The sequence below is a fragment of the Martinezella lusitana genome, assembly GCF_010668395.1.
Classification (GTDB): Bacteria; Pseudomonadota; Alphaproteobacteria; order Rhizobiales; family Rhizobiaceae; genus Rhizobium; species Rhizobium lusitanum_A.
Genome location: NZ_WUEY01000006.1, coordinates 1 through 17,869 on the forward strand (window position 1 = coordinate 1; position 17,869 = coordinate 17,869).

The following is a 17,869-nucleotide window of genomic DNA, read 5'->3' on the forward strand; positions in this document are numbered from 1 at the left end:
TGCTCATCCATATAACCTCCTTGTTTGAAGTCTGGGCCACGCCAGCGGTTCAAGCAGGAGGTCTCTCAACTACCGTGTAAAACTCGTCCAGTCCTCCACCGTAGGTGGAGGTTTATTCTTGATATAATGAAAGGCCGCCGGTTTCCCGGCGGCCCTCATAGCCTGTCTGTAAACCAAGGCTTACCGATTGGACGCGACCGGGCGCACCAGCGGCGTGATGCGGCGGATCGTGACGCGGCGGTTTTCCTGCGATGGGCCGAGCGTATTCACCTTGAGATACTGCTCGCCATACCCCTGGGTAACCAGGTTTTCGGCCGGAATGCCGTAGACATCCGTCAGCACATTGGCGACCGATTCCGCGCGGCGGTCAGACAGGATCAGGTTGCTCTCCGCCGAACCCACGGCATCCGTATGGCCTTCGATGAGGAAGGTTTCGGTCGGATCACGCTTGATGATCTGCGATATGCCGTCGGCTACACCGCGCAGCGTGCTGGCCTGAGTCATGGGAATGTCGGCGCTGCCCGTTGCGAAAGTGATCGTATCCAGGTCGATACGGCGGATCTTGTCACGGATACGGGCCGAATAACGGACTTCGTTGACCGAATAGATACGCTCGACCGGCTCGACCGGCGGTTCGCGCAGGAAGTCGTAGTAATCAGCATTGCGGTTGGATGCCGTGTCGATGATGTACTGGCTCAGCGGAATGAGCAGGCGCATCGGCGGCAGATCGTCGCCCGGATCGCGGAAGTAATCGTCATTGTCGGGCCGGTCTTCCAGCTCCGGCGAATAGAACAGCACGTATTCATGGCCTCGGGCATCGATACGCGAGCGCTGGATGATATCGCCGTAGCGGTTGCGGATCGTTACGACGCGATCGCCGTCGGGCTGATCGATCGTCTCGCGATAGCGGTCGCGCGGCAGCTGTTCGTAGATCGGCCGCTCGCCGCCTCGGATGAAGCGCTCGCTATCGTCGTGACGCACCACATAGGTATTGTCGACGTTGACGATCGTCCGGTTGTCCTGATTGATAATGGTCTGGACCGCGGTTCCCTGCGGCGGGACGAAGTCCGGCCGGCGATCGATGCGGCGGCCCTGCTCGCTGGTCACGGCTTCCATCTTCACCGGCGGCTGCGGCTGTCCGCCACCTGCGGCGCGCTGCGCCTCGGCGTCGGAGGTCGGCGGCTTGCTGTAAGCCGGCGGCGGCTGCTGTCCCGGATTGTTCTGAGCCTGGCCTTTCTGGCCCTGACCGGCCTGACCACGACCGCCCTGGGCGCCCGGCGCACCGGGATTCTGACCGTTGTTCAGATGTTCGCCCCGGCGAAAGGCACCCTTCTGGCTGTCCAGAACCGCGCTGCCATTTTCAACCGGCAGGATGACCGGGCCGTTGGCGGAAGCCGGATTTTCCGCGATCTTCTTGCGGCGTTCCAGTTCCTGGGGCGAGACCTGCTCGGCCGGAGGCAGCTGGATTTCGCCGGCCTGCTGGCCGTTGCCGTTGGCCGGTGCGGGCGTGGCCGTCCCCTGGGCGGGCGTCTCCGCGCCGTTTGCCGGCTGCTGCTTGCCGGGTTGCGGCGTGGTTGCCTGATTGCCGGGTTGCGCGGGCTGTGCCTGCGGCTCACCCTTCTGCGCCGGCTGCTGCGGATTGGCGCCGGGCTCCTCGCCCTGCTGCTGGTTCTGCGGCTGCTTGCCGTGGTTCTTGCCTGCGCCCGGCTTCTGCCCCTGTTGGGTGCCAGCGGTCGCCGGCGTTCCGGGCTGAGCTTCAGGCTGCGCCTGTGTCGCGGGCTGCGTCTCCGTGCCCGGCTGAGCCTTGTGACCCTGCGACGGTTCGCCGGCAGGCGCCTGCGGCTGTTCGGCCGGCTGCTTCGCCGGGTTTTCGGACTGGCCCTGCTTTGGATTGGCGTTTTGTGCGGGCTGAGCCTGATTTTCGGGCTGGGCCTTCTGATTCTGCGGCTCCTGGGCGGCGGGAGCCTCCTTCTGTGCCGGCGCAGGCTGCTGCGGCTTCGGCTTGCCCTTGGGCTCGGGTTTGGCTTCCGGCTGCGCTTCGGCGGCAGGCTGCTGCTGTTCTACCTTCGGCTGCGGCGCTTCCGCAGGCTGCTTTGCCTCGGGCTGCTTGGCCTTCGGCTTCGGCTGGGGCGCCGCAGGCTCCGCTTCCGGGGCGGCGGCCTTGGGCTGCGGCTTTGCCGCAGGCTGGGTCTGCTGCTCCTCGGCCGGCTGCTGATGCTGCTTCTTCGGTTCCGGCTGAGCCTCCGCCGCCGGCTGCTGGCGCTGGGGCTTCGGCTGCTCCTGCTCCGCGGGCTGCTGGTGCTGCGCCTTCGGCGGCTGAGCTTCCGGTTGCTGCTTTGCGGGCTTCTGCGGCTCGGCTTCGGGCGCCGCCTGCTTCATCTGGTGCTGCTGCTCCGCGCCACCCTGGTGGGCAGGTTCGCCCTGGTGCTTCTGGCCCTGCGGTTCACCCTCTCCGCCACCGGCCTTCTTGTGCTTGAGCTGCTCTTCTTCCGACTGTGCTGCCGGCTCCTGCTGCGCCACCTCGAAACTTGTGTCGGCGGTCGCCGTGGATGCATCGGCCGCGCCGTTGTTCAGCAGTGCGATGGGCTGTTCGCGAAGCGCCGCGGCTGCCACCGGCTCGAATGCGAGCGATAGCGAAAGCAGCGGAAACGCGGCGCTGGCAAATAGTCTGGATCGCTTTCCCATATGGGTCTCCTCTTGTGATCTTTGTCCGCCGAATTGCGAATCTCAGCGGGCAAGGCGATGCCTCAGGAACCCGGCCAATTTTCGGTTCTCGTGAGGCTGAATCGCGGCAGGCCGCTATATGTTCCCGCACTATTAAGTTGCTGCAATTAACCCTGGCTGAATGCGGCGGATAGCTTTCGTTCAGATTTCGCCGTCGCGCGCCCGCATTGCGGCGGGATCCGGCAACGGAGGTCAGGCTCGTAATTCCAGTTGCTTTTTCCGAAAAAAAAGTACGAATATCGCCGCAAGGCGGGCCACCGGCCCGCTCCACTCGAGCCGTCTGCCAAAAACAATAATGGGCTGCCGGCCACCAACAGAGAGGATCAAAATGCGCATCTCCACCCGTCTCTTTGCCGCTGCGTCCTTTGCCGCGATGTCGCTTCTCGCCGGCGCGGCGCTTGCCGACGGCGACTCGCTCGTCTTTGGCACGGACGCGACCTACCCGCCGTTCGAATCGCTTGACGCCGGCGGCAAGTTCATCGGCTTCGACATCGATATAACCAATGCGCTTTGCGATCAGATGAAGATCAAGTGCACCTTCGTGAACCAGGATTTCGACGGCATCATTCCTGCCCTGCAGGCCAAGAAGTTCGATGCCATCATCTCGTCCATGTCGATCACGCCGGAACGCCAGAAGATCGTCGACTTCACCAACAAGATCTACAACACGCCGCCGGCGATCGCCGTCCCGAAGGACTCTCCTCTCAAGGACGCAACCGACGAAGCCCTGAAGGGCAAGACGATCGGCGCGCAGTCCTCCACCACGCACGCCAACTACGCCACGGCCCATCTGAAGGACGCCGAACTCAAGCTTTATCCGTCGGCTGACGAATACAAGCTCGATCTCAGCAACGGCCGCATCGATGCCGCCATCGACGACGTCGTCGTGCTGTCGGAATGGGTGAAGTCGGATGCCGGCAGCTGCTGCAAGATGCTCGGCACGCTGAAGATCGATCCGGTCGTCAATGGCGAAGGCGCAGGCATCGCCATCCGCAAGGGCGACACGGCTCTGAAGGACAAGCTCAACGCCGCGATCGCTGCGATCCGCGCCGACGGCACCTACAAGAAGATCCAGGACAAGTATTTCGATTTCGACGTCTACGGCGACTGATCGCCGGTCGATTTCCTTGGAAAAGATCACGGCGGAAGCTTGCTCTTCCGCCGTTTTTGTTTGACAACGAGAAGAATATAAGCAGAAACGCGGCAAAAGCCGCTAGGGGAAATACAGCATGAGCGGATTGTTTTCCGCCCTTGGTTCCTTGTGGACCTGGTTGAGTACGATTTTCGACCCATTGTGTGGTCCGGTCGGACTGTTCACAATATTCGGCCAGAATACGATGCTCGCCTGTGGTGATACGGGATGGGGCGATGAGTTGGCCGGCGGTCTGAAGATCACGATTGCCGTCTCGGTCTTGACACTGCCGCTTGGCATTATCATCGGCTTCTTCGTCGCGCTCGCGCAGCAATCGGAGGAAAAGTCGCTGCGGCTTGCCGCAGGCATATTCACCACGATTTTTCGCGGCTTGCCGGAACTGCTGACGCTGTTCATCATCTACTATGGCATGCAGATCCTGCTGCAATCGCTGCTTGCCAAGTTCGGTTACGATGGTCCCATCGAGATCAATGCCTTCGCGGCCGGCATGGTCGCCCTGGCGATCGTGTTTTCAGCCTATTGCTCGGAAGTGCTTCTGTCGGCCTTCAAGGCGATCCCCAAGGGCCAGTACGAGGCGGGCGATGCGCTTGGCTTCCATCGCGCGCGCACCATGCGGCTCATTATCGTGCCGCAACTCGTCCGCATCTCGCTGCCGAACCTCGGAAATCTCTGGATGAACCTGCTGAAGGACACATCCTACGTGTCGATCATCGGCCTTGCCGACATCATCAGGCAGACCGGGATCGCCGTGCGCGCCACCAAGGCGCCCTTCACCTTCTATTCGATCGCCTGCCTCTTTTATCTGACGCTGGCCGTCATTTCCTCGATCGGCCTCTTCTACCTCGATCGCTGGGCCAAACGTGCGGAGGTTCATCGATGAGCCATGCCGAAATTCTGATAGCGGCGCAGCCCGCGCCACCCAAGGCAGTCAGGACAATATCCAAGACGGCCATTGCCGGTTATTTCTTCCTGACGCTCTGGGCCATTCTCGGCGTCGCCCTGCTGGCGATGATCGTGACCGGCTGGGATGTCGACAAGCTCGAAACCTATGGGCCGAGGCTTCTCCACGGCCTTTGGATCACCGTAAAGCTCGTCGCCCTGTCTTTCGTTCTCGGCGCGATCCTGTCGATACCGCTGGCCTTCGCCCGCATGTCGAGCAACAGGATCCTGAGCACGCTGACCTATTGCTATGTCTACCTGTTCCGCGGCACCCCGCTGCTGGCGCAGATCTTCATGGTCTACTACGGCTTTCCGAGCTTCCGCTGGTTCTTCGAGGATATCGGCCTCTGGTGGTTCTTCAAGGATCCCTTCTATTGCGGCGTCTTCGCCATGACGCTGAACACGGCCGCCTATCAGACGGAAATCGTCCGAGGCGCCATCCAGAGCGTGCCGAAGGGCCAGACGGAAGCAGCAAATGCCCTCGGCATCCATACGTGGATCGCCTTCCGCAAGATCATCATTCCCCAGGCCCTCATTGTGGCGCTGCGTCCTTACGGCAACGAGATCATCCTGCTGATCAAGAGCTCGGCAACCGTCTCCATTATCACGGTCTTCGATCTCATGGGCGAGACACGCTATGCGTTCTCGCGCACCTACGACTACCAGATCTATCTCTGGGCGGCGATCTTCTACCTGGTGATCGTCGAGCTGATGCGCAACGGCTGGGCGCGGATGGAAGGCCGGCTGACCCGGCATCTCAAGCGCTGATCTTTCAGAAGCGGCGCGCAAGGCGCCGCTTCTGGCAGCACTCACGCATCATCGCTGCCAACATATTGATTTATCGCAATAAATTTCCTTCATGACGGTTTTGTAAAGCTTGAGTTTACCATGAGCTGTTTCCATATTCTTGTGACCATGAGTCACGAAGAACGGAAAGTGAAAGCTCATGCACGAAGACATGCAAAAGCAGTTGCAGGGTTATGGGTTGACGACGGCGCAGATTTTCTATCGCCTGCCCGATCATCCGCAGTTTCTCCAGACCTATATCTGGCAGGACTATGACCTTGCCCCGAACTTCCCGGAAATGCGCGGCTTCCTGAAATTCTGGCAGGAGAAGCTGGACGGGCCGCTTCATTCCGTGCGCTATGTGCACCGCAAGCTGATTTCGGCAAGCGAATGGCGCGCAGTGAAGGGGGAGTTCATCCTTCACTAGCCGCCTCCCCAAGCATTCCATGCCGTGAGCGCCCGACTGCGGATTATGGCGGCACGCCATCTCTCGCCGCGCCGCAAGCATTGCAAAAGCCGATCAGTCGTCTTAATGCCTGCGTAACAAAAGGAAGGGCCGGCATCCATGGCAAAGAAGAAGATCGACGAAGACGCGCTTGCGGAAGCCTATAACCGCGCATTGGCGCTGGAGAAGGCCGGCGACATCGATGCCGCCGTGCAGGCCTATGAAGAAGTGCTGGCCCTCGATCCGGAAGATCACGGCGGCGCCGCCGTTCGCATCGCTTCGATGGGCCGGGGCGAAACGCCCGTCAAGGCGCCCGACGCCTATGTCGAGACCCTGTTCGATCAGCATGCCGAGGTTTTCGAAGACGTGCTGGTGGAGCAGCTCGGCTACCATGTCCCGGTTCTCGTTCGCCAGCGCCTGCAGACGCTCGGCCTCGGCCCCTTCAAGCGCATGCTCGACCTCGGCTGCGGCACGGGCCTGACGGGCGGCACGCTGCGCGATATCGTCGGGGATATCACCGGCATCGACATTTCCGAGAACATGGTCGAAGTCGCCCATGAAAAGGACATCTACGAAACCCTTTTCGTCGCCGAGGTCGAAGACTTCCTCGACGACAACGACGAAGAGCCCTTCGACCTGATTACCGCGACCGATGTCCTGCCCTATCTCGGCGCGCTGGAACCCCTCTTCTTTGGCACCGCCGAAAACATGACGCCGGGCGGCCTCTTCATCTTCTCGTCGGAAACCTTGCCCGAGGCCGCCATGGCTGGCCGTCCCTACATGGTCGGTCCTCACCAGCGTTTCGCCCATTCCGAAGCCTATGTGCGTGAACGGCTGACCGCGACCGGCTTCGAACTCGTCGAAATCACCGACATCAACGTCCGCATGGAAGACGGCCAACCGACGCCGGGCCATCTGGTCGTCGCTCGCCGCCTTGCCGATTGAGGCTAAATATCCCAGGCAGGAATAGTTATCCTTTTGGATAACTATTTTCTTGCGCAACGACGCGGCAGTTGATACTTAGCCATTCAGATAAGTTTCAGCTCGATCCTTGATGTGGGAAAGGTCGTCGCATGTCCCTTGTTCTCTACCAGCATCCCCTCGCCTCGTTTTGCCACAAGGTGCTGATGGCGCTTTATGAAAACGGAACGCCGTTCGAAAGCCGGATCATCGATCTCGGCAACGCGGAATCGCGCGCCTCGCTGGCGCGCCTCTGGCCGCTCGCCAAGTTTCCGGTCCTGCGCGACGAAGCACTCGACAGCACCGTTCCGGAAACCAGCATCATCATTGAATATCTCGACCGGCACTATCCCGGCGTAACGCAACTCTTGCCGACGGACCTGTCGGATGCCCTGTGCGTCCGGCTCTGGGATCGCTTCTTCGACCTCTATGTGCAGGATCCGATGCAAAAGATCGTGGCGGACGTGCTGCGGGCAAATGAGGACAAGAGTCCTCAGAGCGTATCCGAGGCACAGGCATTGCTGTCCACGGCTTATGGAATGATCGAAAAGCAGCTGGACGGGAAAACCTGGATCACAGGCGACAATCTGACAATGGCCGACTGCGCCGCGGCGCCGGCCTTGTTCTATGCCGAAACCCTTGTTCCCTTTGGTGAGGGGCATGAGCGCTTGAAGGCATATTATCGGCGCCTCCTCGAGCGCCCTTCCTTCGCCCGCGTTCTCAAGGAAGCCATGCCCTATTTCCACATGTATCCTTACAATGAGAAACTGCCGGCACAATTCCGGCCGGAAAAACCGAATGCTTGAGGAACCGCAGGCACTCGACCGCATGTTCCAGGCCCTTTCCGATCAGAGCCGGCGCGGCATGATCGACCGGCTCGGTCGCGGACCCGCTTCCGTCACGGAACTGGCGCAACCGCTGGACATGGCGCTACCGACCGTGATGAAGCATCTGCAGGTGCTGGAGACAAGCGGGCTGGTACTATCGGAAAAAGCCGGCCGGGTGCGGACCTATCACCTGCGCAGGGAGGCGCTGGCATCCGTCGAGCGCTGGATTGCCGAGCGCAAGGCATCCTGGAACAAGACGTTCGACCGGCTCGACCTGTTCCTGGCGGAGACATCGACGGAGACGACAGGCGAATGAGCGAACGATCGACCGAGCATACGACCATCACCATAGAACGCCATTTCAACGCACCGCTGCCGCGGGTTTTCAGCGCCTGGGCGATCCCGGAGCAGAAGCGGCAATGGTTTGGCTGCCATGGGGATTGGAAGCCGCTGGATTTCCATCTCGATTTCCGCGCCGGCGGCAGCGAAAGCAACCGTGTCGCCTCCACGGATGGCGTCGTGCATGCCTATCAGGCGCGCTATATCGACGTCGTCCCGAACGAGCGCTTCATCTACGCCTTCGACATGATGCTCGACGACGTCAGAATTTCCGTGTCGCTGGCAACGGTCAGCTTTGCCGAGGAGCCCGGCGGCACGAAGATGACCTTCGTCGAACAGGTCGTGTTCCTCGACGGCTACGGCGACAACGGCTCTCGGCTCGCAGGCACGGAAATAGGCTTCGATAATCTCAGGCTCTATGTCGAGGGAGACGACACCAGACCCAATTAAAGCAACTCCAGGAAAAATGCGCAGCGGTTTTCCGCCCGGAATCGCGTAAAACAAAGAGATAGAGCGGTTCAACGATCCCGTGAAACGCGGAACCGCTCTAAGACCGCGCCTCGCCAAGGATCGCCGCGAGGAGCTGGCCCTCGAGTTCGGCCAATGCCGGATTGCCGTGGCGGCGTGGATGCGGATAGGGAATGTCGAGATCGAGCACGATCCTGCCCTCGTCCAGCACGACGACCCGATCGGCCAGATGCACGGCCTCGCTGACGTCGTGGGTCACAAGCACCGCGGTAAAGCCAAGCTCGCGCCAGACGCGGTTCAGCAGTTCCTGCATGCTGATGCGGGTCAGGGCATCCAGCGCGCCGAGCGGCTCATCGAGTGCGAGGATGCCCGGCTTGCTGACGAGCGCGCGCGCAAGTGCAACGCGCTGCTTCTGTCCACCGGAAAGGCTGGAAGGCCATTCCCCGGCTTTTTCGGCCAGTTGCACCTCGGAAAGAACGGCGGCCGTCTCCTTCCGCGACAGATCCTGCGGCATGCCCTCGCCCAGACCAACGGCGACGTTGTCGGCGACGGAGAACCAGGGCAGCAGACGCGGCTCCTGAAAGACGATGCGCGTATTGGGTTGCGCGTCGCGACCGTCTGCGGCCTCGAACCGCAGATGACCCGCGCTCGGCTCCTCCAGCCCCATCAGGATGCGCAGCAGCGTGCTCTTGCCGCAGCCGCTCTTGCCGATGACGGCCACGAACTGGCCGGCGGGAATATCCAGATCGATGCCGCGCAGAACGCGGTTGCTTCCGAAACTCTTCTCCAGACCTTTGATATGGATGGCCGCAGCATCGGTAGCTCGCGGCGCGACATTTTGGGCTTCCGCCCGTGAACGATCTACCGCGATGACGCTCATGGCAGGCTCCTTAATTCTGATAGGCCGGGTTCCAGCGCAAGGCCCTGCGCTCGATCGTCCGCGCGACGACATCGGCAAGCTTGCCGAGGATGGCATAGATGACCAGCGTCAGGACGACGACATCGGTCATGCCGAACTCGCGGGCATTGTTGGCCATGTAGCCGATGCCCGACGACGCCGCGATCGATTCAGCGACGATCAGCGTCAGCCACATGATGCCGAGGGCAAAGCGCAGGCCGACGAGGATGGACGGCAGCGCGCCTGGGAAGATGATCTTCCGAAACAGCGTCCAGTTGCTCATACCGTAGACCCGTCCCATTTCGATCAGTCCGCGATCGACATTGCGAACGCCGTGATAGGTATTGAGATAGATCGGGAAAAGCACGCCGAGCGCCGTCAGGAAGAGTTTCGATTCCTCGCCGATCCCGAACCAGAGGATCACCAGCGGCACCATGGCAAGGTGCGGAATGGTGCGCAGCATCTGCAGCGTCGTATCCGTCAGTTGCTCCGACAGCCGCGACACGCCGTTGGCGATGCCGAGGAGGAAGCCGATCGAGCCGCCGACCAGAAGGCCCGCGAAAGCCCGGCCGGCGCTGACGAGGATGTTGTTGGGCAGCTGCCCGGAAATCGTAGTCTGCCAGAAGGCGACCACCACCGCAGCCGGTGATGGCATGATGCGCGTGGAGATCCACCCGAACGACGAACCGAGCTGCCAGGCCGCGATAACCACGACCGGCAGCAGGAAGGGCAGGAAACTCTGCAACGAGATGGCCTGCCTTGCGGCCCTGGCGGAGCGCGTGCGGCGCTCCGGGCCGACGCGTACGAAGGACGTGTCGAATGCCGACATGGGGATCTCCCTTCAAAGGTGGCGTTACGAGCCGGAAACGACCTTCAGATTGCCGCCGTGGCTGCCACCCGCGAAGATCTGCTTTGCGCCGAATTCGTTGCGGAAACCGGCCCGCTGCTGCTCCTGGTTCAGGCCCAGCTCGGGGAAGAGCAGCTCCGCCACGCGATAGGCTTCTTCCAGATGCGGATAGCCGGAGCCGATCACGGTTTCGATGCCGAGCTCCTGATATTCCCGCAGTCGCGCAGCCACCGTCTTCGGCGAGCCGACCAGCGCCGTGCCGGCACCGGCGCGCACCAGGCCAACGCCGGCCCAGAGGTTCGGCGACACTTCGAGCTTATCGCGACGGCCGCCGTGCAGTGCCGCCATGCGCTTCTGTCCGACGGAATCGGACTGCTTGACGAATTGCTCCTGCGCCTCGCGGATCGTCTCGTCGTCGAGCTTGGAGATCAGCTTCTCGGCCGCTGCCCAGGCCTCGTCGTCCGTTTCGCGGACGATGAAATGCAGGCGGATGCCGAAGCTGACTTCGCGTCCGCGCTTGGCGGCCGCAGCCCGCACCTTCTCGATCTTCTCGGCAACCTGCGCCGGCGGCTCGCCCCAGGTCAGATATTTGTCGACGCGGCCGACGGAGAATTCGATGCCGGCATCCGAGGAGCCGCCGAAATAGAGCGGCGGGCGCGGCGCCTGCACCGGCGGAAGGCCCAGCCGTGCATTGGTCGCCTTGATGTATTTGCCCTCGAAGGTGGAAGACCCCTTTTCCAGCAACTCCTCCCAGACATGGAAGAATTCGTCCGCATGGGCATAGCGCTCGTCGTGCTCCAGATGAATGCCGTCACCTGCAAGCTCGGCCGGGCTGCCGCCAACGACGATGTTGAGCAGCACGCGGCCGTTCGAAACGCGATCGAGCGTCGAAGCGAGGCGCGCGTAATAGGCGGGCGAAGCCGTACCGGGACGGATCGCGACCAGGAACTTCAACTTCTGCGTATGCGCCGAAAGTGCAGCGGCCGTCACGAAGGATTCCTCGCAGGACACGCCCGTCGGCAACAGCACTCCGGTATAGCCCAGCCGGTCGACCGCCTGTGCGATCTGCTGGAGATAGCCGATCTCCGGCCCGCGATTGAGATCGCCCGTGCCGAGATAAGTGCCGTCGCCAGAGGTTGGAATGAACCAGAGGAAGTCGATGGGTTTTGCGGTCGCGGTCATGAAGTTTTCCTGCCTTCTGGATGCGCATTGTCGGGAGCCACTTCCCGATGCTCGACCCGGATAGTGACATAGACCATGGATTATATCGACAATGCAGATTTTCTATTGCCGTGCGTCTGGCGGAATATTTTTGCCGACGCAGCCCCTTCCCGTAGTGTTTCGGGCACAGGCTGCATCGGCGGGATAGCGGCGATCCTCAGCTTGCCTTCGGCCGCCAGACGATATCGGTGACGGTCAGCTTCTTGGGAACGATCCCGAGATTGTAGAATTCGTCGGCCAGTCCCTGCTGATAGGCGATCGCAGCATCGGTGATGGTGGAGACGCCGCCGAGATCGGCGCCCGGGCGCGTCAGCGTCACCCGCGTCACGTCGGCCGGAACGCCGGTGATTTCGGACAATGCCGTGACCGTGTCGTCCAGATTGGATTGAGCTGCGGTGCCGACCTTGGCCAGCTCATCGATGACATCAACGACGACCTGCGGATTGTCCTTGGTGAAATCGCTATTCGCGAGGAAATAGCTGAAGGAATCGACGATACCGCGCGCCGTGGCGAGAATGCGCGTATCCGGATCTGCTTCCGCAATGGCAAGATAGGGATCCCAGATCGACCAGGCATCAATGGCGCCCGTCTTGAAGGCGGCGGACGCATCCGGCGGCGCAAGATCGAGCGCCTCGATATCGTTGATCGTCAGGCCGCCCTTGCGCAACGCCTTGACGGTAACGTTGTGGGCACTGGAGCCGCGCTTGAAGGCGAGCTTCTTTCCCTTGAGATCGGCAAGCGTCTGGATCGGCGAATCCTTGCGCACGAGAATGGCCGAACTTTCGGGACTGCCGGTATAGAGCCCCACATAAAGCAGATTGCCGTTCGCGGCCTGGGCGAAAAGCGGCGGCACGTCGCCTGTCGCGCCGAAATCGAGGGCGCCGGCCCCGAGCGCTTCGAGCAGGGGCGGACCGGATGTGAACTCCGACCATTCGACCGATATGCCGCGGTCGGAGAGCCGCTTTTCAAGCGATGCCTTGCGCTTGGCCAATGCCAGCACGCCGTTCTTCTGCCAGCCGATGCGAAAGGTCGTGGCCGCGGCTGCACGCGCCGGCCGCAGGGAAGGCAAGGCGAAGGCCGCTGCCGTGGCACCGAGAAGGCCGAGTGTCTGTCTGCGCGAAATCATCGAGGATCCTTTTCCATCCCGCCTTGGCGCTTCCGCCACCACCGGCTCGTTGTCGATGTCCAAGGATCGCAAATCCACAGATTATATCGACAAAGGATATTATGAAGTTTCACGCCGATATCGAAATTTAATTCCACAAAACCATGAAATCGGAAATCAGATTTCAAAGCCTATGCCACGGTGACAAGTTGACCGACAAATCGGTCTTCCGTCCCCCTGGCCTTTCCGCTAAGCCTTCGAGTCAAATTCGGTTAGGGAGTTACAAAAATGGCAAAGGTCTCGTTCATCGGCATGGGCGTCATGGGCTATCCCATGGCCGGACATCTGAAGGTCAAGGGCGGGCATGACGTCACCGTCTACAACCGGACCGTCGCCAAGGCCGAGGCATGGGCCAAGCAATATGACGGCAAGTTCGCCCCCACGCCGGCGGAGGCCGCTGACGGCGCCGACTTCGTCTTCACCTGCGTCGGCAATGACGACGACCTACGCTCGGTGACCACAGGCAAGAACGGCGTGCTTTCAACCATGAAGGCGGGGTCCGTCCTTATCGACAATACGACGGCAAGCGCCGAAGTCGCTCGCGAACTCTACACCGCCGCCAAGGAAAAAGGCGTCGATTTCATCGACGCTCCGGTGTCCGGCGGCCAGGCCGGAGCCGAGAATGGCGTCCTCACAGTCATGTGCGGCGGTGATGAGGCCGTATTTGCCAAGGCTCGTCCCGTGATCGACGCCTATGCCCGCATGGTCGGCCTAATGGGGCCGGTTGGCTCGGGTCAGCTGACCAAGATGATCAACCAGATCTGCATCGCGGGTGTCGTCCAGGGCCTTGCCGAAGGCATTCACTTCGGCAAGCAGGCCGGGCTCGACATCGAAAAGGTCGTGGAGGTCATTTCCAAGGGTGCCGCCGGCTCCTGGCAGATGGAAAACCGCCACAAGACGATGAATGCCGGCAAATATGATTTCGGCTTCGCGGTGGACTGGATGCGCAAGGATCTCGGCATCGTACTGGAAGAAGCGCGCCGCAATCAATCCAAGCTGCCGCTTACAGCCCTCGTCGACCAGTTCTACGGTGATGTTCAGGCGATGGGAGGCAATCGCTGGGATACATCCTCGCTGCTCGCACGCCTGGACAGGAAGTAACGAAAAAGGGGCTCAATCGATATCAATTGAGCCCGTTTTTAAAAACGTCGCTCAGTCTTCGTTCGACTTTGCGTTTTCCAGCAGCATGTAGTCCAGCGGCAGTTCCGTCGAATACTTGATCTGTTCCATGGCGAAAGCCGAGGAGACGTCGCGGATCTCGATCTTGGCGATCATGCGCTTGTAGAAGGCATCATAGGCCGCGATATCCGGAACGACGACCCGCAACAGATAGTCGACATCGCCGCTCATGCGGTAGAACTCGACCACTTCCGGAAAATCGGCGATCACTTCCGAAAAGCGCTTCAGCCATTCGATCGAGTGGCTGTTGGTGCGGATGGAAACGAAAACCGTGACCTTGGTGTTGACCTTTTCAGGATCGAGCAGCGCCACGCGGCGGCGAATGACGCCATCCTCTTCCATCTTCTGGATACGTCGCCAGCATGGCGTCGTCGACAGACCGACCTTCTTGGCCAGATCGGCCACGGCCAGAGTGGAATCCTCCTGCAGCAGACGCAGGATTTTGCGGTCAAGACGGTCCATTTAAGCATCCCTTCGAATTATATTCTCTCTATAGCCTACTTTAAGCGAGAGAAAAGAAACTTTTTCTCAAGAAAGAAGGGTTTTCACACGTTGTTGCAATACTGGAAGCAGTTCGGCCTCGAACCAGGGGTGGCGTTTCAGCCAGCCACTGTTGCGCCAGCTCGGATGCGGAAGCGGCAAAATAGCCGGTGACCGGTTGGTCAGGAGATAACGCCGCCACTCCGCGACGGTCTCCGTCATCGAGGACATGCGCTGCGCGCCGAGGTGCCAGGCCTGCGCATATTGCCCGATCGTCAGGATCAGCTCGATCTGCGGCATCGCGTCCATCACCCGCTGCCGCCACAACGGCGCGCACTCCCGGCGCGGCGGCAGGTCGCTGCCGGCCGCATCGTAACCGGGAAAGCAGAACCCCATCGGCACGATGGCGAAATGATCCGGATTATAGAAGCTCTCGCGATCCACCGCGAGCCATTGCCGCAAACGGTCGCCGGAGGCATCGTTGAACGGCAATCCGCTCTCGTGAACGCGCAATCCAGGCGCCTGCCCCGCAATAAGTATCCGCGCCGTCGACGACAGGGTGGCAACCGGCCGCGGCTCATGCGGCAAGCGATCCGCCACGCCCTTGGCCGGCATGTCCCGACAGAGGCGACAGGCGGCAATCGCGGAGCGCAGGGCCTGCAATTCGTCCTCCTGCCTCATGGCGCATTCCATCCGACGAGTTGTCGCAGATATCCGAACAACCCGGCAATCGGATCATTTCCATCGGCATGCGTCGTATGCTCTTCGCGCCGATAGTCGCTCGGCCGCTCGAAATCCCCGGCCCAAAGCCCGGCCTTCGCCTGCCGCGCGATACGCTCCTCATTGGAATAGCCGCCATACGAAACCGCCATGCCTCTGCGAACCATGGCGGCATTGATATCGAGATCCCCGGCGACGCAAGTCACCAGCAGGCGACCATAGCGATCCCTCTCCTGTCCCCGGCATTCGGGCGCCGCAGTCTTAATGATTGTGGCAAGCGCTCGACGCGCCTCCTCACCGCAAGCCCAGTCAGCGCCATCGCGCCGGCAGCGCTGCCGATATTCGGGGGCGTCGATCCCTTTCAGCCTCAGGCGCTCGCCATTGGTAGAAAGCGTATCGCCATCAATGACGTAAAACTTGCCGTTTTGAACGATTTCCGGTCGATTGTTCATCTTCAACGCGAGTAATGCAAGAATGGCAAGCAGAGCGAAAGTGGCCACGCCGTCACGAAACAGGCGGCCTGACCGCATCACCTTGTTGCCTCCTTTAAGAACAAATCCTTGGCGAAGATGGCAAACAAATCATTTCGGCGCAGCATCTTCTTAAGGTTTGGACGCTAGTCTGTAGTCTCAGGCAGGCCAAGTATCAATGTAACCATGAGCACCGGCGTCAGCACATCGACAGATAAAAACATTGTCGACCGATCGCGCAGCCACCGTAACCGGGCTGTGTCGAAGGCGGTGCGGCAGACGCGTGAGCGCCTGCAGAGTGGCCATAGCCGCAACTTCGACCGTGAACTGATGATGATGCACATCGACACGCTGCGGCAGAGCGCCGCCGTCGTGCCGATCTTCGTCATCGTCGTTGCCGTGCTCGGCCTCTACCTGACGCGCGAGGCGAGCATTTTCCTGTGGACCGTTCCGATCCTCACGGCGCATGCCATCAACATGCTGATCGGACGGCGCGCGAAGAAACAGGAGATCACCGTCGAGAGCGCCAGGAAATGGCGACAGCTTCTATTGCTGGGACAATTGCTCGTCGGCTTCTGTTGGGCGCTCTTCGCCATGCAGAATTGCGCGACATGCAGCGGCGACAGCTTCGCCCTCTACAAGGGCACGATCCTGCTCGTGGCGATCTGCATCACGGCGATGTCCAGCTTCATGCTGCCGCGCGCGGTGCCTTTTTCCTTCGCGCCGGCCACGGTGGCATTGGCCGTGACGGCCATTGTCACCCGCACCCCGTCGGACATCGCGCTCACCGCCGCCGTCTCGGTTGCCGTGGTGTTCTTCACGTTCATCACCAACCGCATGTATCAGTCCAACCTGAAAATCCTCTCCTTTCAATCGGAGAAGGATGATCTGATCGCCGAGCTGGAAGTGGCGAAGTCCATGTCCGACGAAGCGCGCCGCCGTGCGGAGGAAGCAAACCTCGCCAAGTCGCGCTTCCTCGCCTCCATGTCGCATGAGCTCAGAACGCCGCTCAACGCCATCCTCGGCTTTTCGGAAGTCATGTCCGCGGAAGTCATGGGGCCGCTGAACAATCCGACCTACCGCGAGTACACCAGCGACATCCATCGATCCGGGCAGCATCTGCTCAACCTGATCAACGAAATCCTCGATCTGTCGCGCATCGAGGCCGGCAAATACGAACTGAACGAGGAAGCGATCTCCCTCCTCGATATAGCGGAGGATTGCATCGGCATGGTGCAGCTTCGCGCACGGGCCAAGAACATTTCGATCTCGTCGCAATTCGAAGCGCAGCTCCCCTCCGTCTGGGCCGACGAGAAATCGCTACGCCAGGTGATCCTCAATCTCCTGTCGAATGCGGTGAAGTTCACGCCGCAGGGCGGTGAGATCAGCGTCAAGGTCGGCTGGACGGCCGGCGGGGGCGAATATGTGGCCATCAAGGACAATGGGCCTGGCATTCCCGAGGAAGAAATACCCGTCGTGCTCTCCGCCTTCGGACAGGGCTCCATCGCCATCAAGAGCGCCGAGCAAGGCACGGGCCTCGGCCTGCCGATCGTGCAGGCCATTCTCGCAAAGCACGACGGTCAGTTCGTGCTGAAATCAAAGCTGAGGGAAGGCACGGAAGTCATCGCCATCTTGCCCGCCAAGCGCGTGCTGCAGAGCCTGCCGGCCGTCGAGGATGCCCCGCTTGTCGAGCGGCGCAAAAAGAGCTTCGCCTAAGAAAACCGCAGACTTCGTCGCCTGATGCAGGTCGCGCAAAAGGATGCGCGATTTGCGACAACGACATCCGCAAGGTCAAAGACCTAAGGCGCGGAAAGCGGATCTGACAGATCGCGACGCCCTTAGCGGAAAAGCAGATGGCTGCCGATGATGTAAAAAAGATAGATGCCGGACGCGACCAGCATGCAGAAAACGGCGAAGGAGCCGAGATCCTTGGCGTGTTTGCCGACATTGGAGATTTCCGGCGAAATCCGGTCGATCACCTCTTCCACCGCCGTATTCATGGCCTCGACCGCGAACACGCCGAGGAACAGCACCATGGCGATGACGATCTCGCCGATAGTCGCTCCGACGGCGATCAAGAGGATCAGCGCCACGGCAGCAAAAAGCAGCTCCTGGCGGAAGGCCGACTCCTGCAACAGCCGTTGAAAGCCGCCCCAGGAATAGCCGGCAGCGGCAAAAAAATGCCGGATACCCCTTTCCTTGGTGACTGCTGGTTTCGAAAACTCGGCCATTCCCGTTCCGTCCGTCA

At 60.9% G+C, this 17,869-nt stretch carries 19 protein-coding genes; 10 read left to right on the plus strand and 9 right to left on the minus strand.

What is annotated here, in order from left to right; genetic code table 11:
- Positions 1 to 180: 180 nt before the first annotated feature.
- Positions 181 to 2,685: an OmpA family protein gene (locus tag GR212_RS14980; RefSeq protein ID WP_163987378.1), complete on the minus strand. Its 2,505-nt coding sequence runs from the start codon at positions 2,683 to 2,685 to the stop codon at positions 181 to 183.
- A gap of 367 nt (positions 2,686 to 3,052) precedes the next feature.
- Between GR212_RS14980 and GR212_RS14985 the strand changes: the two genes are divergently transcribed.
- The 8 genes from GR212_RS14985 to GR212_RS15020 all read left to right on the plus strand — a co-directional run bounded on the left by GR212_RS14985 (position 3,053) and on the right by GR212_RS15020 (position 8,623).
- The gene (locus GR212_RS14985; RefSeq protein WP_163987379.1) at positions 3,053 to 3,835 is read left to right on the plus strand and encodes a lysine/arginine/ornithine ABC transporter substrate-binding protein; all 783 of its coding nucleotides are present in this window, start codon (positions 3,053 to 3,055) and stop codon (positions 3,833 to 3,835) included.
- Positions 3,836 to 3,953: 118 nt separating this feature from the next.
- Positions 3,954 to 4,757: an ABC transporter permease gene (locus GR212_RS14990; protein WP_163987380.1), complete on the plus strand. Its 804-nt coding sequence runs from the start codon at positions 3,954 to 3,956 to the stop codon at positions 4,755 to 4,757.
- Positions 4,754 to 5,584 carry an ABC transporter permease gene (locus GR212_RS14995; protein ID WP_163987381.1) on the plus strand — a complete coding sequence of 277 codons (831 nt, stop codon included), beginning with the start codon at positions 4,754 to 4,756 and terminating at the stop codon, positions 5,582 to 5,584. Before GR212_RS14990 ends, GR212_RS14995 begins: the two co-directional genes overlap by 4 nt.
- Before the next feature lie 178 nt (positions 5,585 to 5,762).
- Positions 5,763 to 6,029, plus strand: coding sequence for an usg protein (locus tag GR212_RS15000; RefSeq protein WP_163987382.1), 267 nt, complete (start codon positions 5,763 to 5,765; stop codon positions 6,027 to 6,029).
- A gap of 138 nt (positions 6,030 to 6,167) precedes the next feature.
- On the plus strand, positions 6,168 to 6,992 hold the full coding sequence (locus GR212_RS15005) for a class I SAM-dependent DNA methyltransferase (protein WP_163987383.1): 825 nt from the start codon (positions 6,168 to 6,170) through the stop codon (positions 6,990 to 6,992).
- A 128-nt stretch (positions 6,993 to 7,120) separates the two neighbouring features.
- Positions 7,121 to 7,813, plus strand: a complete 693-nt coding sequence (locus GR212_RS15010; RefSeq protein ID WP_163987384.1) for a glutathione S-transferase family protein — start codon at positions 7,121 to 7,123, stop codon at positions 7,811 to 7,813.
- The gene (locus GR212_RS15015) at positions 7,806 to 8,150 is read left to right on the plus strand and encodes an ArsR/SmtB family transcription factor (protein WP_163987385.1); all 345 of its coding nucleotides are present in this window, start codon (positions 7,806 to 7,808) and stop codon (positions 8,148 to 8,150) included. Before GR212_RS15010 ends, GR212_RS15015 begins: the two co-directional genes overlap by 8 nt.
- On the plus strand, positions 8,147 to 8,623 hold the full coding sequence (locus GR212_RS15020; RefSeq protein WP_163987386.1) for an SRPBCC family protein: 477 nt from the start codon (positions 8,147 to 8,149) through the stop codon (positions 8,621 to 8,623). The genes GR212_RS15015 and GR212_RS15020 overlap by 4 nt, the downstream gene beginning before the upstream one ends.
- Before the next feature lie 97 nt (positions 8,624 to 8,720).
- Here the strand turns inward: GR212_RS15020 and GR212_RS15025 are convergent, their stop codons facing one another.
- The 4 genes from GR212_RS15025 to GR212_RS15040 all read right to left on the minus strand — a co-directional run bounded on the left by GR212_RS15025 (position 8,721) and on the right by GR212_RS15040 (position 12,733).
- Positions 8,721 to 9,521, minus strand: coding sequence for an ABC transporter ATP-binding protein (locus tag GR212_RS15025; RefSeq protein ID WP_163987387.1), 801 nt, complete (start codon positions 9,519 to 9,521; stop codon positions 8,721 to 8,723).
- 10 nt (positions 9,522 to 9,531) lie between these two features.
- A complete protein-coding gene (gene ssuC, locus GR212_RS15030) occupies positions 9,532 to 10,368 on the minus strand; it encodes an aliphatic sulfonate ABC transporter permease SsuC (protein ID WP_163987388.1) in 837 nt (278 codons plus the stop codon).
- 24 nt (positions 10,369 to 10,392) lie between these two features.
- Positions 10,393 to 11,568, minus strand: coding sequence for an FMNH2-dependent alkanesulfonate monooxygenase (gene ssuD / locus GR212_RS15035; RefSeq protein ID WP_163987389.1), 1,176 nt, complete (start codon positions 11,566 to 11,568; stop codon positions 10,393 to 10,395).
- A 196-nt stretch (positions 11,569 to 11,764) separates the two neighbouring features.
- Positions 11,765 to 12,733: an aliphatic sulfonate ABC transporter substrate-binding protein gene (locus tag GR212_RS15040; RefSeq protein ID WP_163987390.1), complete on the minus strand. Its 969-nt coding sequence runs from the start codon at positions 12,731 to 12,733 to the stop codon at positions 11,765 to 11,767.
- 267 nt (positions 12,734 to 13,000) lie between these two features.
- Here GR212_RS15040 and GR212_RS15045 point away from each other — a divergent pair, with 267 nt between their 5' ends.
- Complete coding sequence (locus GR212_RS15045) at positions 13,001 to 13,873, plus strand: NAD(P)-dependent oxidoreductase (RefSeq protein WP_163987391.1); 873 nt, start codon at positions 13,001 to 13,003, stop codon at positions 13,871 to 13,873.
- Between the two features lie 51 nt (positions 13,874 to 13,924).
- Here GR212_RS15045 and GR212_RS15050 read toward each other — a convergent pair whose 3' ends face one another.
- From GR212_RS15050 to GR212_RS15060, 3 genes are all read right to left on the minus strand, one after another.
- Entirely contained in the window at positions 13,925 to 14,413 is a 489-nt protein-coding gene (locus GR212_RS15050; RefSeq protein ID WP_069613098.1) for an Lrp/AsnC family transcriptional regulator, read from the minus strand.
- A gap of 66 nt (positions 14,414 to 14,479) precedes the next feature.
- A complete protein-coding gene (locus GR212_RS15055; protein ID WP_163987392.1) occupies positions 14,480 to 15,112 on the minus strand; it encodes a uracil-DNA glycosylase family protein in 633 nt (210 codons plus the stop codon).
- Complete coding sequence (locus GR212_RS15060) at positions 15,109 to 15,684, minus strand: thermonuclease family protein (protein ID WP_163987393.1); 576 nt, start codon at positions 15,682 to 15,684, stop codon at positions 15,109 to 15,111. The genes GR212_RS15055 and GR212_RS15060 overlap by 4 nt, the downstream gene beginning before the upstream one ends.
- A 123-nt stretch (positions 15,685 to 15,807) precedes the next feature.
- Between GR212_RS15060 and GR212_RS15065 the strand changes: the two genes are divergently transcribed.
- A complete protein-coding gene (locus GR212_RS15065) occupies positions 15,808 to 17,337 on the plus strand; it encodes a sensor histidine kinase (protein ID WP_163987394.1) in 1,530 nt (509 codons plus the stop codon).
- 122 nt (positions 17,338 to 17,459) lie between these two features.
- Here GR212_RS15065 and GR212_RS15070 read toward each other — a convergent pair whose 3' ends face one another.
- Positions 17,460 to 17,852, minus strand: a complete 393-nt coding sequence (locus tag GR212_RS15070) for a diacylglycerol kinase (RefSeq protein ID WP_163987395.1) — start codon at positions 17,850 to 17,852, stop codon at positions 17,460 to 17,462.
- Positions 17,853 to 17,869 lie beyond the last annotated feature (17 nt).

Coding starts and splice junctions, on each gene's coding strand:
- GR212_RS14980 (WP_163987378.1), bottom strand. CDS start 2,685: ATGGGAAAGCGATCCAGACTATTTGCCAGCGCCGCGTTTCCGCTGCTT.
- GR212_RS14985 (WP_163987379.1), top strand. CDS start 3,053: ATGCGCATCTCCACCCGTCTCTTTGCCGCTGCGTCCTTTGCCGCGATG.
- GR212_RS14990 (WP_163987380.1), top strand. CDS start 3,954: ATGAGCGGATTGTTTTCCGCCCTTGGTTCCTTGTGGACCTGGTTGAGT.
- GR212_RS14995 (WP_163987381.1), top strand. CDS start 4,754: ATGAGCCATGCCGAAATTCTGATAGCGGCGCAGCCCGCGCCACCCAAG.
- GR212_RS15000 (WP_163987382.1), top strand. CDS start 5,763: ATGCACGAAGACATGCAAAAGCAGTTGCAGGGTTATGGGTTGACGACG.
- GR212_RS15005 (WP_163987383.1), top strand. CDS start 6,168: ATGGCAAAGAAGAAGATCGACGAAGACGCGCTTGCGGAAGCCTATAAC.
- GR212_RS15010 (WP_163987384.1), top strand. CDS start 7,121: ATGTCCCTTGTTCTCTACCAGCATCCCCTCGCCTCGTTTTGCCACAAG.
- GR212_RS15015 (WP_163987385.1), top strand. CDS start 7,806: ATGCTTGAGGAACCGCAGGCACTCGACCGCATGTTCCAGGCCCTTTCC.
- GR212_RS15020 (WP_163987386.1), top strand. CDS start 8,147: ATGAGCGAACGATCGACCGAGCATACGACCATCACCATAGAACGCCAT.
- GR212_RS15025 (WP_163987387.1), bottom strand. CDS start 9,521: ATGAGCGTCATCGCGGTAGATCGTTCACGGGCGGAAGCCCAAAATGTC.
- ssuC (WP_163987388.1), bottom strand. CDS start 10,368: ATGTCGGCATTCGACACGTCCTTCGTACGCGTCGGCCCGGAGCGCCGC.
- ssuD (WP_163987389.1), bottom strand. CDS start 11,568: ATGACCGCGACCGCAAAACCCATCGACTTCCTCTGGTTCATTCCAACC.
- GR212_RS15040 (WP_163987390.1), bottom strand. CDS start 12,733: ATGATTTCGCGCAGACAGACACTCGGCCTTCTCGGTGCCACGGCAGCG.
- GR212_RS15045 (WP_163987391.1), top strand. CDS start 13,001: ATGGCAAAGGTCTCGTTCATCGGCATGGGCGTCATGGGCTATCCCATG.
- GR212_RS15050 (WP_069613098.1), bottom strand. CDS start 14,413: ATGGACCGTCTTGACCGCAAAATCCTGCGTCTGCTGCAGGAGGATTCC.
- GR212_RS15055 (WP_163987392.1), bottom strand. CDS start 15,112: ATGAGGCAGGAGGACGAATTGCAGGCCCTGCGCTCCGCGATTGCCGCC.
- GR212_RS15065 (WP_163987394.1), top strand. CDS start 15,808: ATGAGCACCGGCGTCAGCACATCGACAGATAAAAACATTGTCGACCGA.
- GR212_RS15070 (WP_163987395.1), bottom strand. CDS start 17,852: ATGGCCGAGTTTTCGAAACCAGCAGTCACCAAGGAAAGGGGTATCCGG.